12 protein-coding genes are annotated in these 16608 nt (G+C 25.4%); 8 read left to right on the forward strand and 4 right to left on the reverse strand.

What is annotated here, in order from left to right; all coding sequences use genetic code 11:
* Positions 1-357: 357 nt before the first annotated feature.
* Positions 358-1053 carry a zinc metallopeptidase gene (locus tag AS160_RS01360; RefSeq protein WP_165144193.1) on the forward strand — a complete coding sequence of 232 codons (696 nt, stop codon included), beginning with the start codon at positions 358-360 and terminating at the stop codon, positions 1051-1053.
* A gap of 23 nt (positions 1054-1076) precedes the next feature.
* On the opposite strand, the gene AS160_RS01365 is transcribed toward AS160_RS01360, so the two are convergent.
* From AS160_RS01365 to AS160_RS01380, 4 genes are read right to left on the reverse strand one after another with little or no spacing between them, the layout of a single operon-like run.
* Positions 1077-1565 (reverse strand): hypothetical protein, encoded by a 489-nt coding sequence (locus tag AS160_RS01365; protein WP_165144194.1) that lies wholly within the window; start codon positions 1563-1565, stop codon positions 1077-1079.
* A 53-nt stretch (positions 1566-1618) separates the two neighbouring features.
* Positions 1619-2815: a sugar ABC transporter substrate-binding protein gene (locus AS160_RS01370; protein WP_165144195.1), complete on the reverse strand. Its 1197-nt coding sequence runs from the start codon at positions 2813-2815 to the stop codon at positions 1619-1621.
* Positions 2812-4152 carry a sigma-54 dependent transcriptional regulator gene (locus AS160_RS01375; RefSeq protein WP_165144196.1) on the reverse strand — a complete coding sequence of 447 codons (1341 nt, stop codon included), beginning with the start codon at positions 4150-4152 and terminating at the stop codon, positions 2812-2814. Before AS160_RS01375 ends, AS160_RS01370 begins: the two co-directional genes overlap by 4 nt.
* Positions 4152-6113, reverse strand: a complete 1962-nt coding sequence (locus AS160_RS01380; protein ID WP_165144197.1) for an ATP-binding protein — start codon at positions 6111-6113, stop codon at positions 4152-4154. Before AS160_RS01380 ends, AS160_RS01375 begins: the two co-directional genes overlap by 1 nt.
* Positions 6114-6344: 231 nt before the next feature.
* Between AS160_RS01380 and AS160_RS01385 the strand changes: the two genes are divergently transcribed.
* The 7 genes from AS160_RS01385 to AS160_RS01415 all read left to right on the forward strand — a co-directional run bounded on the left by AS160_RS01385 (position 6345) and on the right by AS160_RS01415 (position 16581).
* Positions 6345-7406 carry a sugar-binding protein gene (locus AS160_RS01385; RefSeq protein ID WP_165144198.1) on the forward strand — a complete coding sequence of 354 codons (1062 nt, stop codon included), beginning with the start codon at positions 6345-6347 and terminating at the stop codon, positions 7404-7406.
* 58 nt (positions 7407-7464) lie between these two features.
* Positions 7465-8976, forward strand: a complete 1512-nt coding sequence (locus tag AS160_RS01390) for an ATP-binding cassette domain-containing protein (RefSeq protein ID WP_165144199.1) — start codon at positions 7465-7467, stop codon at positions 8974-8976.
* Positions 8977-8988: 12 nt separating this feature from the next.
* Entirely contained in the window at positions 8989-10158 is a 1170-nt protein-coding gene (locus AS160_RS01395; protein ID WP_165144200.1) for a sugar ABC transporter permease, read from the forward strand.
* 89 nt (positions 10159-10247) lie between these two features.
* Entirely contained in the window at positions 10248-11621 is a 1374-nt protein-coding gene (locus AS160_RS01400; RefSeq protein ID WP_165144201.1) for a diguanylate cyclase, read from the forward strand.
* The gene (locus AS160_RS01405; RefSeq protein ID WP_241244197.1) at positions 11611-13203 is read left to right on the forward strand and encodes an FAD-dependent protein; all 1593 of its coding nucleotides are present in this window, start codon (positions 11611-11613) and stop codon (positions 13201-13203) included. The genes AS160_RS01400 and AS160_RS01405 overlap by 11 nt, the downstream gene beginning before the upstream one ends.
* A gap of 25 nt (positions 13204-13228) precedes the next feature.
* Entirely contained in the window at positions 13229-14551 is a 1323-nt protein-coding gene (locus tag AS160_RS01410; RefSeq protein ID WP_206528027.1) for an NYN domain-containing protein, read from the forward strand.
* 8 nt (positions 14552-14559) lie between these two features.
* On the forward strand, positions 14560-16581 hold the full coding sequence (locus AS160_RS01415) for an HD domain-containing phosphohydrolase (RefSeq protein WP_165144203.1): 2022 nt from the start codon (positions 14560-14562) through the stop codon (positions 16579-16581).
* Positions 16582-16608: the final 27 nt, after the last annotated feature.

The raw sequence follows: 16608 nt of genomic DNA on the forward strand, positions 1-16608 counted from the left end.
TGTAAAAAATATTTGTGTCACTACAAAAATTTTTCAACCCACAATTTTTACCCTTTTCATCGTCGCAAACCCGCATTTTACCGTTTCAATTTCCCAAAAATCATGAAATTGCTGTCAAAGTCAGGTTAAAATTAGTATTCTTTTTATAATATCACCCCCAAAGTTTTATCGACTTTTTTTATTTCATTCTTTAAATTTATTTTTTATATTTATTTTTTATATTAAAAATGTTTAATTTTAATATAATTAAAATTGATATATTTAAGGTTATTTTAAGCATTTTATGATATAATAATTTGAACAAAATTAATAATCTTCTGTCTAAAATCTAGGAATTTTAATGGAGGTGGTATATAGATGTTCTATCCATTCTGGTTTGATCCAACATTTATTATCTTGATACCAGGTTTAATACTATCGCTTATTGCACAAGCATCTGTTCAAGGTACTTTTTCAAAATATTCTAAAGTTATTTCTTCAACCGGGGAAACCGGTGCAGAGTTTGCAAGAAGAATGTTAAGTTCATTAGGATTATACGATGTTAGAGTAGAGGCGGTATCTGGTTTTTTAACAGATCACTATGATCCTAGAAATAAAGTTTTAAGATTATCTGCAGCAACTTATTCTAGTAGATCTGTAGCTGCTTTGGGAGTTGTAGCTCATGAAGTTGGGCATGCTATGCAACATCAAGAGAATTATTTACCTTTAGTATTAAGGAATTTTTCTGTCCCATTTGCTGCAATTGGTTCTAATTTATCTTGGATAATATTTATTATTGGTTTCTTATTTTATAGCCAGCCATTAATACAATTAGGAATTATTCTTTTCTCTTTTGCAGTATTATTTACTTTAATAACTTTACCTGTGGAATTCAATGCTAGTTCAAGGGCTATTAAAACATTACCTTTAATGGGGATGCCTACTTCAGAAGTTGTTCATGTAAAAAAAGTTTTAGGAGCTGCCGCAATGACATATGTAGCATCGGCTGCTATGGCTATTTTACAATTATTAAGAATGATTATGATTGCTGGTATGTTTGGAGATAGAGATTAAAAGAGGTGGGTAACCCACCTCTTTTAAAATAATATTATATTAAATCCAAAAATCCATTTTAAATCCATATTTATTATTTTATTAAAATCATTATATACCCCAGCTTCAATGATAAGATTATTCCCAAAATTAATCCCACTTTCTAATGTTATCAAATAATTGTTAAATTCATTTAATTTAGATATTTTGCTTTCAACTGCCAATCTCAATGGAAAAATCCCTATACTTCTTTTGATAATATTTATACCTAAATAAAACTCATTAATTTCTTTTTTGGGATTAATAATTATTTGGCTAAAATCATTTAAGTAGTAATTATTTGATGCTAATGGTACATTTAAGCAAAAAACAAACAAATCAACCCTTCCAAAAACATCAAAGTAACTTCTATTATCTTGCTGAATGTTGAAAATATCTTTTTCTTTAAATTCTAAAGTTAACCCCATTGAAAACATAGTAGTTATTGAAAATAATAAGAATATTATAATTAATTTTCTCATAATAACTAACATATTTTCACCCCTAATATTTAGAATAAAATTACAAAAAAAGGTTCAGTTTTTATTTATTTTATATTCTCAATTTCCTTTTGCGCCTTATTTAGAGCTTCTTGTGGCGATAATAAACCTTTTAAGGTCATGGTTATATATCTTCTTAATATTTCAGAAAATTTATTATACTCTACCAATGATGGTCTATTTAATACATTTTTTAATTCAATTAATTTTTTCTTGTTATATTCCTTTTCTTTTTCATATTCTATATGCATATTCTTATATATAGGTATTTCATTATCAAATTGATGGAAAAATTCAGATCTAGTTAATACCTTGATTGCTTCTATTGCTTCTTTTATATTTTTAGTATTTTTCAAAATAGCTAATCCTTGAAACCCACTAACTGAAATAGTATCTCTTTTATCTTTTATTTCTTCCGATACAGGTATTAAATCCAAAGCCCCTTTATTTAATATTTTAGAATATCTTGGGTCTTCCATATACCTTGATTGATATGTCCAATTAGTTGTAAAAGCAGCATCTCCATTAATAAAAACATTTAAAACATCATCTTCTTTAAACTCTAAAGATAAAGGATTAATTAAACCTTCATCTAATAATTTTTTCATAAACGATAATGCTTTAACAGCTTCTAAAGTATTCACTTTTATTTTACCTTCTTCATAATAATCTCCGCCAAATGCACCTAGAAGCCATGTAAATTCACACATTAAAACCTCTTCGTTTATCCATGAATCAACTATTGGATACTCCAAAATCCCTTTTTCTTTAATAACTTTTGCCTGATATTCCATTTCTTCTAAGGTTTTAGGCGGATTATTAAATCCAGCCTTTTTTAATATATCTTTATTTACAAAAAAATGTTGTATATTAACCAAATATGGTAAAGCATATATTTTTCCATTATATTTAAATTGATCCAATACATAATCAGGAATATTGTAGTTATCAAAAAAATTATCTAAAGGCAATATCATATTATTGCTAGCTAATTCAGGAATCCATATTAAATCAACTAATGCAATATCATAAAATGGTTCTTTTGAATTTACTGATACTGTTATATTTTCATACATATCTTCATAGAATTTAAAAGTAACAAAAATATTCTTTACATTTTGAGAATCTATATATTTTATTAAATCCTCTGGTTGATAGCCCGCTTGATACATGTACAAGAAATTAACACTAAATATATATGAATAAAAGAGTATAATATATAATATTATTAATTTTTTTATCATATAATATCACCATTATATTTCTTTAATTTATATTGCAATGTCCTTAAACTAATCCCCAAAGCCTTCGCAGTTTTTGTTTTATTACCTAAGAATCTTTCTAGTGTTTTTAATATCAATTCCCTTTCCATTTCTTCTAACGTAATATAATTATCAAGTTCCTTTATTTTTTCATTTTTGCCGTTAAATAAGATATCAATATCTGATTTTTTTATAATATTATTTGTATCATGTATAATAAATAATCTTTCAACAAAATTCCTTATTTCTCTTATATTGCCTGGCCAATCATATGAAATTAATACGTTATATGCATCTTTCGAAAAATTAATTTTAGGTTTATTATACTTTGCTGAATATCTTTTATTAAAAAATTCTATAAATATTGGTATATCTTCTCTTCTTTCTCTTATAGGAGGAATATTGATATTAATTACATTTAATCTATAAAATAAATCCATTCTAAAATTACCATTTTTTACTTCTTCTTCTAAATTTCTATTTGTTGCTGCAATAACCCTTACATCTACTTTTATCTCTTTTGTTCCGCCTACTCTTTCTATTGTCCCATTTTCTAAAACTCTTAATAACTTGCTTTGAATTTCTAATGGCAATTCACCAACCTCGTCTAAAAAAATAGTTCCTTTATCAGCTAATTCAAATTTCCCTGGTTTAGCTTTTTCTGCCCCTGTAAAAGCGCCTTTTTCATATCCAAATAATTCACTTTCAACTAAATCTTTTGGAATTGCTGCACAATTTACTATAATAAACGGATTATCCTTTCTTTTACTAAACCTTTGAATATATCTAGTAAAAACTTCTTTTCCCACTCCAGTTTCTCCAGTAATCAATATATTCGCATCTGTTTCTATTACTTTATTTACTATATATATAATATTTTTCATAATTTTTGATTGACCTATAACAAAATCTTCTTTGATATTTTCCTGCACTATATACTTTAATTTTTCATTTTCTTTTTCTAAATCTATTTCTTCAAGAGCTTTTTCTATTAAAAACATTAACCTTTTCAAATCAATTGGTTTTTTTATAAAATCAAATGCACCGCTTTTCATAGAATAAACTGCATCTTCTACATCACCATATCCGGTCATAATTATTATTTTTAAATGAGGGTTTATTTCAAGATAATCTTTTATTTTCTCTGTTCCTTTTCCATCTGGTAATATCATATCCAATAATGCAATATCGTAGTTATCAATATTATTTACACTGCTTAAATCATTAAATAATACTACCTCATAATCCTTTTTTTCTAAAAACATTTTTAAAATATTTGCACTATTTTTATCATCTTCTACTATTAATATTCTTCTCATTATATCGCTCCTTTAAATTCTAATATTACTTTAGTTCCAGTGTTAGAACTTAATAAGTTTATTTCACCATTTAATTCTTTTACAATAGAATGAACTATAAACAATCCGATACCGTTACCATACTTTTTTGTTGTAAATGGTTTATTAAATATATTTTTTTTATATTCTTCTGGAATCCCTCTACCATTATCTTGAATTATTATAATAACATTATCAATATTCCTAGATATATTTATCTTAATCTTTCTGCTTCCTTCTTTATTCTCTAATTCTTCTACAGCATTATTTATAAGATTATAGAAAAGTTGATTCAATCTTTGAGGATTTGCATTTAAATAAACATTTTCACTTGAGAATTCTATATCTATAGAATTCTCTAAAATTTTATATTTTAATAAATTTAAAATTTGAGAAATAACGCTTTTTATATTAACTTTCTTTTCTTCTGATTCTATAATAGCTCTTGAAGATAATTCACCAACAATTGAATCTATGGTTTTTATTTGATCCATAATTAAATCACTAATTTCTTCTATTTTTTTATTACCTTCAAATTCCATTTTTAAATATTGTAAATTAAGATACATTGAATTTAATGGATTTCTAATTTCATGGGCTGCTATACGCCCAAATTTTTCTTTTTCTACCAATTTTTCATTTAATGTATATAAATCATTCATCTCTTTTTCTAAAGATATATCCCTTATTAATACTAATAATGAATTCTCTAAATAATTTCTACTAACTTCTATTAATTTTTGTTCATCTTTAATTCTTAAAGAATAAATTTTATTTTTAGAATTTTTTAATTCACTTTCCCCAATCTCTTTTAAAACTTCTTTACCAAAATCATTTTCTGCTTTAATACTTCCATCTAAATCAAAAAATATTATTCCTTCATATAGATTGTTTACTAAATATTTAAGAGTATTTTTTTCATTTTCAAGTGTTTTTATATTCTTATCTATTTCATTTCGCATATTACTTAGATTTTCTGATAAAACATTTATAGAATCTATCAAATCTTTATATCTATTATTTTCTTTATCTTCTACTTCAATATTCACATCAAAATTACCTTTAGCTATATCTTTAATTGCTCTGATAGATAATTCTAAAGTTTCTATATTTTTCCCAAAATAAAATAATGCAAAATATATCAAAAAAGGAGAAATAAATATCCAAATTAATAATGAAATATTTAGATTAGATGATATATTCTCAAAGAATACATCTTTTATCTTATTTTGAATTGAACTCAATTGTGATATGTCAAAAGATATCACAAAAATAATATTTTCAGATAATTTTTCTATTTTTGACGGATATTTATAACCATTTGAAATTACATAATTATTTTCAATATCAAAATAATTATAATAATCATTCCTCTGAAAAACCTTATGTTTTTCACCTATTATAGATATTAATGATATTGAAGATAAGTTTAACGAATCTAAAAAAAATCTATCTATTTTCATTGATGAATATACCTCAACATCATCTTTTTTGGCCCCTGAAACCATATATATACCTTTTTCATTTTCAAAATACCCATTATCAATATCTTCTATATTTGGAAAATCTCCTATTTTAATTTTTATTTCATCTCCCACAATTATTATTACTCCATCTATGGATGATGAATTTAATAATTCTTCTAAATATTTTTTTACAGTATTAACTAATCCGTATTTAGAATAATCTATTATTCTTTGATTATCTAAAATATTTAAAGAAAAATTTTTTAAATAATTACTATATTCAAAAAAATTATTTAATGCTGTTGGATAAATCTTATTAACAACTTCAAAACCAAAATCGTCAATTGTTTTTTCTGTATAACCTGATAATTCTTTAAATATATATTTGGTAATATATGTCTCATTAAAAATAATTAACATTGTAGGAAGAAAAACAAATAATAATATAATGAAAATAAATCTTTTTTTTAACGTCATAATAACCTCCAATTTTTGCATATTGTATGCAATTTTTGCATAGTAATTATATTATTTTTATCATATATATGCAATTTATTCATAGTTATTTAAACTTAAGTTTCATTCAATTAAACTCAATGAAACTACAAAATCTTCATTTTACTTAATTTTAAAAATTAATAAAAATAATTTGGCACAGTGTTGCTAATATACATAATGGATAAACTTATATAATTTGGAGGTGGAGTTATGAAAAAGGTTTTATTGGCATTATTAGTTATTTTTACTATTACTATTTACGCTGTAGATGTAGGTATTGTTCTTCCTACTAAAGATGAACCAAGATGGGTACAAGATGAAACAAGATTTAAAGACGCATTAAAAGACACTAATGTTTCTGTAGAAGTTTTATTTAGTCAAGGTAACCCTGCAAAAGAAAGACAAAATGTGGAAGCTTTACTTTCAAAAGGGATTAAAGTATTAATTATTTGTCCTCATGACGCAGTTGCTGCAGCTGGTACAGTTGACTTAGCAAAAAAAGCTGGCGTTACAGTTATTTCATATGATAGATTAGTTACAAATACAGAATCTGTAGATTACTATGTAACTTTTGATAGTGTAGAAGTTGGTAGAGCACAAGGTCAATTCTTAGTTGATCACGCTACAGGAAAAAATAATCCATTATATTTATACGCAGGAGCTTTATCAGATAATAATGCATTCTTATTCTTCCAAGGCGCATGGGAAGTATTGCAACCAAAAATTGCTGATGGAACATTCAGAATAATTAATTCATCAGAAGCAGTTAAATTACAAAATAAGAAAGAATTATCAAGAGAAGAAATGGCTAAAATCATTAACCAAATTACAACAGATTGGTCATTTACAGTAGCAAGAAGAAAAGCTGAAGATAATTTAACAAGAGCTAAAAAAACTGATAAGGGTACTGTATTTATTCTTGCACCAAATGACGGTACAGCTAGAGCAATCGCTGATGCTTTCAGACAAGATAGAGATGTGAAAATGTATTATGTAACCGGACAAGATGCAGAAAAAGCTTCTATTCAATACATAATTGACGGAAAACAATCAATGACTGTATTTAAAGATGTTAGATTATTAGTTAAAGACGCTATTAATTTAGCTCAATTTGTATTAAAAGGCGTACAATTAATTACTCCACAAGCATATGATAATGGTGCAAAAATGGTTCCTGCTATTCAATCAAATATCTCCGTAGTTACTAAAGATAATGTAAAAAAAGTATTAATTGATTCAGGATATTATAAGGAATCAGATTTTAGATGGTAATTGAAATGTAATAGGGTAGTGGGATCCGCTACCCTTTTTCGAATAAGGGGTGATTTTTTTGAGCGAATTTATTCTAGAAATGAAAAATATAACAAAAGAATTTCCTGGTGTAAAGGCTTTAGACAATGTGAATTTTAAGGTAAAAAAAGGAGAAATTCACTGTTTAATCGGCGAAAACGGTTCTGGAAAATCTACTTTAATGAAAATACTCAGTGGATATCATAGTACATATGATGGACAAATAATTTTTGAAGGCAAAGAACAAAAGTTTAATACTATATATGATAGTGAAAAAGTTGGGATAGTTACTATTTATCAAGAATTAGCTTTAATTCCAGAATTAACTGTATATGAAAATATCTTTTTGGGTCATGAAATTAAAAAGAATGGAATAATCGATTGGAACGAAACAATAACTGAAGCTAAAAAAGTATTAAAAAAATTGGGATATGAAAATTTAGACACTTCAAAAAAAGTTAAAGATTTTGGTGTAGGAATCCAACAAATTATTGAAATTGCTAAAGCTTTAAGTAAGAATGTAAAATTATTAATATTAGATGAACCAACATCAGCTTTAAATGAAGCTGATAGTGAGAATTTACTTCGTATAGTTAAAGAACTTAAAAATCATGGAATTACTTCAATTTTAATATCTCATAAGCTAAATGAGGTATTAGAAGTTGCTGATACCATCACCGTATTAAGAGATGGTTTAACTATAACAACAATTGAAAATGATAATATATCTGAAAATGACATTATTAAACATATGGTGGGTAGAGAAATTAATGATATTTACCCAAAAAGAACTCATAAAATTGGTGAAAAAATTTTTGAAATAAAAAATTGGAAAGCATATGATAAAAAGAATGAAAGATATGTTGTTAAATCTGCTGACTTTTATGTAAAAAGAGGGGAAATTGTCGGTATTGCAGGACTTATTGGTGCAGGTAGAACAGAACTCGCTCATAGTATTTTTGGTAATCCAGACGGTTATACTATTAGCGGAGAACTATATTTTGAAGGAGAACAAAAATCATTTAAATCAACTTCAGATGCTATCAAGGCTGGTATTGCTTATGTTTCTGAAGATAGAAAAGGTAATGGATTAATATTGGATTTTGATATAAAAACTAATATTACTATTTCAAATTTAAAAGAAATTGCTAAAGGATTTTTTATCGATGAAAATAAAGAAGTTATTATTTCTGAAGAATATAGAAAATCATTAAAAATAAAATCACATAGTATAGAACAAAAAGTTTTAAACCTCAGTGGTGGGAACCAACAAAAAGTATCTCTTGCAAAATGGTTGTTTGTAAAACCAAAGTTATTAATTTTAGATGAACCTACAAGAGGTATAGATGTTGGGGCAAAACATGAAATTTATACTATTATGAATAAACTGGTTGAAGAGGGAATGAGTATAATTATGATTTCTTCTGAACTTCCTGAAGTTTTAGGGATGAGCGATAGAATATATGTAATGTCTGGAGGAAAAATAACAGGCGAACTTACTGCTGAAGAGGCTACTCAAGAAAAAATTATGGCAATGGCTGTAGATTATTAGGGAGGCTAGAGTATGTTAAATGAATTAATTACCCTACTTAAAAAGAATATTAGAGAATATGGGATGTATATTGCACTTGTAATAATTATGTTGATATTCTCATTTTTAACAGATGGATTATTTCTTTCATCAAGAAATATTAGCAACTTATTTAATCAAATGGGTTATATTGCTGTTTTAGCTGTAGGTATGACATTAGTTATTGTTATTAGACACATTGATCTTTCCGTAGGTTTTGGCGCTGGTTTTTTAGGTGCAGTTGCTGCATTACTTATGATGCATTATAATATGCCAACTTTACCAACAGTTATCTTGGTATTACTTTTAGGGACAATTTTCGGTTTAATTATTGGTTTTTTAGTTTCATTTATTGGAATTCCATCTTTTGTTGCCACATTAGCTGGAATGATGATTTTTAGAGGTGCATTATTAGTTTCAACACAAGATACTGGTACTATAATAGTTATGAACGATACATTTAATAATATTGGTAATGGATATATTCCTGACTTTTTTAATAATGAAAATATGCATTTAACTACATTATTTATTGGTTTAATTATTATTTTATTATACATTTATTTTGAAATTAAAAAAAGAAATAATAAAATTAAATATAACTTCGAAGTATTGTCTGTACCTGTATTTATATTAAAACTATTGTTAATATCATTAATAATTGGTTATATTTTCTGGATTTTAGCAAATTATAACGGTTTATCTTGGACATTTGTAATTGTTTTAATTGTTACTTTTATATATCACATTTTAACTACTAAAACAGCTTTAGGACGTCATATTTATGCAGTAGGTGGAAATCCAGAAGCTGCAAAATTAAGCGGTATCAGTTTAAACAAAATCACCTTATTTGTTTTTGGATCAATGGGATTATTAACTGCTTTATCTGGTATATTATATACTTCAAGATTCCAATCAGCAACGCCAACAGCAGGTACATTATTTGAACTTGATGCTATTGCTGCTGCATATGTTGGTGGGGTTTCTGCAGCTGGTGGTGTTGGTAAAGTTACAAACTCTATTGTTGGAGCTTTAGTTATGGCATCTTTAATAAATGGAATGAACTTAATAGGTGTTGGTATATCCTATCAATATATAATTAGAGGTGCTGTTTTAGTCGCAGCAGTAATTTTTGATATAAAAACTAGAAGTAAAGCTTCATAACCCTTCCTTAACCCCCCTCAGGGGGTTTTATTTTATCAATTGATTTATGATATAATAAAATTATAAATGTATGAAATGGAAGTGGAAATATGAATATAAACTTTGATGATTTTGCTTTTTTGTACATCTTTATTGATAAAAATGGAGTAATAATGGATATAAATAAATTTGGGTGCGAATTATTAGGATTGCCCAAAAATAAAATAATTGGAATGAATGTTTTTTCTTCTTTTATACCAGAAGAAGAGATAGAATATAGATTTTTGAATTTTAAAACTTTTTTAAATAATGATTCTTTCCAAAAAAGATCTATAATGAAATTTATTACACCTAAAAAAAATGAATTATTCTTAGAGATATATAGTTCTATATTATATGATGAAAATAATAATAAATTAGGACTTGTAAGCTTTGGCTTTAATGTAACTGAAAAAATAATATACGAAAAATTGAGTGAAAAAATAAATGAAATTAATCAATTAATTATTAAATCATTTTCAATTAATGAAGAAGAAAAAATATTTAATTTCTTTTTATCTGAAGCTATAAAAATTATTGATGGGGCCGATGCGGGAAGTATATTAATAAAAAAAGAGGATGGGTTTTTTCACTTTGTAGCTACAAAAAACTTTGATTTTAATAAAATAAAAGACGTGAAATTAACTGAAGAAATATTATTACCTCAAAAAAAGGTCACTATACGAAAAAATATCGAAGAAAAATATTTAACAGATGAAGATTTAGAAAAAATGAAAAAATACGGTGAAATAGAAAAAATAAAATCTACTTTAGTTATACCCATTATTATAGATAACAAAATAGAAGGTTCAATTAATTTAGACTCTTTTAATAATGAAAATGCTTTTGATGAAAACGATATTAAATTAGGAGAAATTATTTCTAATGAATTATCACAAGTAATAAAAAGAAAGAAATTGGAACAAAAGCTAAAATATATGGCATTACATGACCAATTAACTACTTTAGCAAATAGGGTATTTTTTATTGAATATGCAGAAAACTTTCTCAATTATGCAAAAAGAAATAATAAATCATTTGCAATAGCATATTTTGACTTGAAAAATTTCAAATCTATAAATGATAATTATGGACATGATGCTGGAGATCATTTTTTATATGAATTTGCTGATACTTTAAAAAATACTATTAGAAAAAGTGATTTTGCAGCAAGAGTTGGAGGGGACGAATTTATTGTATTATTCCCTGATATCAACAAAGAAGACGTTAAAAATATTATATACAGATTAGATGAAAATCTTAAAAATCCTTTTTATTATAAAGGTACACATTTTAAAATAAATTTTAATTGTGGAATAAGTTTTTTCCCCAAAAACGGAAAAGAACTAAAAAAATTAATTAATTTTGCGGATAAAGCTATGTATAAAGCAAAAAGTACAAATAAATTACTTGAATTTTATGAGGGAGATGCTCATGAAGAATAACATTTTTAGAATAAATAACATTAAACTTCCAATTGATCATACATTTGATGATATTAAACTAGAAATCGCTAAGATTGCTAATATATCTTCTTCTGATATAAAAAATATTAAAATAATAAAACAATCAATTGATGCAAGAAAAAAACATCAAATGATTTACTTTAATTATTCTATAGATTTTGAATTAGACAGAGTGTTAAACAATTCTAGAATTGAAATTTCGCAAAAAAAAGAATATGAACTTCCAAAATACGGTGAAAATAACTTAAGTTCTAGGCCATTAATTATAGGAACAGGTCCTGCAGGATTATTTGCAGGATTAATTTTAGCTGAAGCTGGGTTTGAACCAATTATTTTAGAAAGAGGAAAAAATGTAGAAGAGAGAAAAAAAGATGTAAATAAATTTTGGAATAGTGGTATTTTAAATACTGAAAGTAATGTTCAATTTGGTGAAGGCGGGGCTGGAACTTTTTCAGATGGAAAATTAAATACTTTAATTAAAGATAAAAATAATAGAATAAAAAAGATGTTAGAAGAATTTGTAAAAGCAGGAGCTCCTGAAGAAATATTATATATAAATAAACCTCATATTGGTACAGATAAATTAGAAATTGCTGTGAAAAATATTAGAAAAAAAATTGAAAAATTAGGCGGTTCTATTTATTTCAATTCAAAAGTTACCGACTTTATCATTGATCATAATAAAATTAAAGGGGTTGTTGTTAATAATTCTGATAAGATATATTCCGATATTGTTATATTAGCAATTGGCCATAGTGCTAGAGATACTTTTGAAAAATTATTTGAAAAAGGTGTTAAAATAAATCAAAAACCTTTTTCAATTGGAGTAAGAATAGAACATTTAAAAGAAATTATTGATAAAAGTCAATACGGCAAATTTTACAATCATCCAAAATTAAAAGCTGCAGATTATAAATTATCTCATAGAGCAAAAAATGGAAGAGCTGTATATACTTTTTGCATGTGTCCTGGAGGATATGTTGTTGCTTCTGCATCAGAAGAAAATATGGTTGTAACTAATGGTATGAGTGAATTTGCTCGAGATAATATTAATTCTAATAGTGCTGTCTTAGTAAGCGTTTCTCCAGAAGACTTTCCTTCCAGTCATCCCTTATCTGGTGTAGAATTTCAAAGAATATTTGAAAAAAAAGCTTTTAACAAAAATTATTATGCTCCTGTACAATTATTTGGAGATTTATTAAAAAATCAAAAATCAAAAAAGTTTGATAGAGTATTTCCTACATATAAGCCTGGAATTGTTTTTACAGATTTAAATACTATTCTTCCAGAATATATTGTTTCTTCTTTAAAAGAAGGAATTATAGATATGGGGAAAAAACTCAAAGGATTTTCTGATTACGACTCAGTTTTAACAGGTGTTGAAACTAGAAGTTCATCTCCAATCCGTATCGAAAGAAATGAAAATTATGAAAGTGTAAATATTGAAGGTCTTTATCCTATAGGAGAAGGAGCAGGTTATGCAGGCGGAATTACTTCATCAGCAGTAGATGGTATTAGGGTTGCTGAAAAAATTATTAGTAAATATAAAAAGGGATGGTGAGATTATTAAAAATATTTTTATTTTTATGGATTATCAAAATCAACCAGTTGATCCTGAACTAATTATTGAAAGAATTAAAGAAATGGGTAAAATTGTAGGCGGAAAAGCTTATGCCCATTGGTCAAAATATCCTGCAACTATGTTTTCATTTTCAAGACATGGTATTGAATTAATTGAAATGCCAGAGGATGGTTTTGAAAATAAAAAAGGAAATGATATAAAACTTTCTATTGATGCAATTGAAACTATGTTTTCTTTGCCTCATATTAATGTTTTTGTATTAGTTACAGGTGACGCGGATTTTGTACCTTTAGTAAAAAAATTGCGAATATATGGAAAAGAAGTTATTGTAGTAAGTAGAAGTAAAAATACTTCTAAAGAAATGGAATTATCTGCAGATGTTTTTATTCCCTACGAAGATATAGTAAAATCTGAAAAAATTGAAGATAAAGATTCTATTGAAGATATTGTCGATGAAATCATTAGAATAATAGAAGAACATCAATATAATGATGTAACTGAAAATATTATAAAAAGAATAGTTAGTGGAATGAAAATAGATTATAGAGATTTTGGATTTGCTTCATATAATGATTTTATTAATCATTTGATAAAAGAAATAAGAAATAAATTATATTCAAAAAATGGTGAATATAGTGAATATGAAGAAAATTATATGAGATATATAGAAAGATTACTAGCAACAAGTTTAATACCTTTAAATTTAGATCAATTAGTTGAAAAGGCACATGAAAAAAATCCATGGATTTCTAAAAATTCTAAATATTCACTTAAAGAATTAATAGTAAAAATGATTGAAGAAAAAAGATTGTGGAAAAACGCCAAAGGTTATATTTTAGTTCCAATACCTAGAAGATGGGAGATTAAGCATGAAAAAATTTTACCTTATCCAGAATATAGGGAAAACTTCGTTGAATATGTATATAATCTTTTCAAAGAACAAAAAGTTAATTCAATAATTGAAGCAATTCATTCAGCAAAAAAAGATTTAAATTTAACAAATAAGGTTGTAGGATCTTTTGGTATTGCTTTAAAATTTTCTGGTAAGTTTATAGGTAAAGATGGAAGTGATTATGTAAGTATGAAAACTCCCGTATATTTAAATGCTGATTTTGATGAATTTAAAAAGGCTGTAGAATCCTTTTATGTGAAAAGTATACTAAAAGATGAAGATATTCATGAGAAAAATTTACCTATTGTTTCTACATATATTTATAGCGTAGAAAATACAAAAAAACTCAATGAAATTATATCCTATTTAATGGATTTACAAGAAGTGTTTTATGTAAAACCATATTATAAGTATTATAAAAACTTAAACGAATGAGGAAAATAATGAAAAAAATATTTCTTGTTATTATAATATTATTTTCTTTATCTATATATTCTCAAAAATTAATAGTTGGCCTATATGATAATAAACCTTTAACATATATTGACGACAATCAATATAGTGGTTTTGCTGTAGACTTGTTAAAAGAAATTGCTAAAAGAGAACATTGGAATTTAGAGTTTAAATACGATACTTTTTTTAATTTAATTAATGAAATATACTCTAATAAAATTGATTTAATAATTGCTTTAGGAAAAAATAAAGAAAGGGAAAATTTCATTTTATATCCCAAAGAACCATTCTTTACAAATTGGGGAGTTATCTATTCAAACAAAAAGATTGATTCTATACTAGATTTAAATAATAAAAAGATTGCTGTTTTAAAAGGAGATATATATAATAATGAAATTACTAATTTAATACAAAAAATGGAATTAAATGTAGAGTTTATAGAATTCAATTCATATGATGATGTATTAAAAAATGTATATAACAATAATTGTGATGCTGGTGTAGTAAATAGAATATATTCTGGTAACACATACAATTTATATAAAACTCCTATAGTTTTTAGCCCTATTGAAGTGTATTATGGTTTTTCTAAAAAAACTAAAAAAGAAATTATAGATAAAATTGACTATTATTTAAAATCTTGGAAGTTTGATGAAAATTCACCATACTATACGTTATTTAATAAATATATATTAAAAGATTCCATACCAAATTGGATAAAGAATTTATTGATTTTTCTTCCTGTCATTGCTATAACATTTTTTGCTAGCGCTTTAATATATTATTTATCATTCAAAAAAACTCTATCACAACTTATAATAAAAAACACTAAACTAGATGAGTATATATCAGAATTAAGTAGTGTAAATGAAGAATTAGAGGAAAATTATAATGAAATAGAAAATTTAAATTTCAAATTAGTTCAACTTATGAAAATGATATCTAACTTAAAAATTTCTAATCCTCTTGATATCTTTTATCAAGATTTATTACGAACTGCTATCATATTAATTCCTGAAGCAGATTATGGTAGCATAATATATATTAATTCCAAAAATAACAAGTGGAAATTTTTAAGTTCATACGGTCATAATTTTGAATTATTAAAAAATATCGAATATGCTGCAGGACATATTCCTACTAATGAAAAAATACGAATAATTAATCATAATATTGTTGAAAATGAAAGAATAGAAATGGATGAAAAATCATATGAATTATTAAAAAAAGCTTCTAAACCAATAAAACAAACTATGATATATGAAATTAATTTAAACATTGATGAATGGATAAATTTCTGTCTTGATATTGATGTTAATAGCGATAAATCTTTTAGCGATGAATCAAAAGAGTTATTAGAAATTTTTGGAAATTTAGCAAAAGCTTTTTGGATAGAAAAAATGGCTTATGAAAATATTAAAAATTCTTATACTAAACTTTCTAACAAATTAGCATTTATAGCAGATGAATATGATGATATAACAGGAAAACATATTTACAGAGTATCTAAATATTCTAAATTTATTGCCGAAAAATTAAATTTAGATCCAATTTTAATAGATGAAATTTCAACTTATGCTCCTTTACATGATATTGGAAAAATTCTCGTTGATAAATCTATTTTATTAAAAAAAGATGAGCTTTCAGAAAAAGAATGGGAAGAAATGAAAAAGCATACAATATACGGAGCTAAAATTTTAGAAGAAGATTATTTCAAAACCGCTAGAAATATTGCATTATACCATCATGAAAAATTTGATGGAAGCGGATATCCATATGGGTTAAAAGGAGATAATATACCTATAGAAGCACAAATAGTTGCTTTAGCAGATGTATACGATGCTCTAAGAACCGATAGACCATATAAAAAAGGATATTCCCATGAAATAACTGTTGAAATAATATTAAAAGGAGATAATAGGACAAAACCAGAACACTTTAATCCTAAAATTTTAAAAATTTTTGAAACTTATCATGAGTCATTCAAAAATATTTTCGATTCTTTTTTATAATATTCGTTGCAAAAAATTAAAAAATGT

The sequence above is a fragment of the Marinitoga sp. 38H-ov genome (genome assembly GCF_011057715.1).
Lineage (GTDB): Bacteria > Thermotogota > Thermotogae > Petrotogales > Petrotogaceae > Marinitoga.

Bases quoted from the DNA above. Each gene is read 5' to 3' on its own strand.
- AS160_RS01360 (WP_165144193.1), top strand. From the start codon at position 358: ATGTTCTATCCATTCTGGTTTGATCCAACATTTATTATCTTGATACCA.
- AS160_RS01365 (WP_165144194.1), bottom strand. From the start codon at position 1,565: ATGTTAGTTATTATGAGAAAATTAATTATAATATTCTTATTATTTTCA.
- AS160_RS01370 (WP_165144195.1), bottom strand. From the start codon at position 2,815: ATGATAAAAAAATTAATAATATTATATATTATACTCTTTTATTCATAT.
- AS160_RS01375 (WP_165144196.1), bottom strand. From the start codon at position 4,152: ATGAGAAGAATATTAATAGTAGAAGATGATAAAAATAGTGCAAATATT.
- AS160_RS01380 (WP_165144197.1), bottom strand. From the start codon at position 6,113: ATGACGTTAAAAAAAAGATTTATTTTCATTATATTATTATTTGTTTTT.
- AS160_RS01385 (WP_165144198.1), top strand. From the start codon at position 6,345: ATGAAAAAGGTTTTATTGGCATTATTAGTTATTTTTACTATTACTATT.
- AS160_RS01395 (WP_165144200.1), top strand. From the start codon at position 8,989: ATGTTAAATGAATTAATTACCCTACTTAAAAAGAATATTAGAGAATAT.
- AS160_RS01400 (WP_165144201.1), top strand. From the start codon at position 10,248: ATGAATATAAACTTTGATGATTTTGCTTTTTTGTACATCTTTATTGAT.
- AS160_RS01405 (WP_241244197.1), top strand. From the start codon at position 11,611: ATGAAGAATAACATTTTTAGAATAAATAACATTAAACTTCCAATTGAT.
- AS160_RS01410 (WP_206528027.1), top strand. From the start codon at position 13,229: ATGGATTATCAAAATCAACCAGTTGATCCTGAACTAATTATTGAAAGA.
- AS160_RS01415 (WP_165144203.1), top strand. From the start codon at position 14,560: ATGAAAAAAATATTTCTTGTTATTATAATATTATTTTCTTTATCTATA.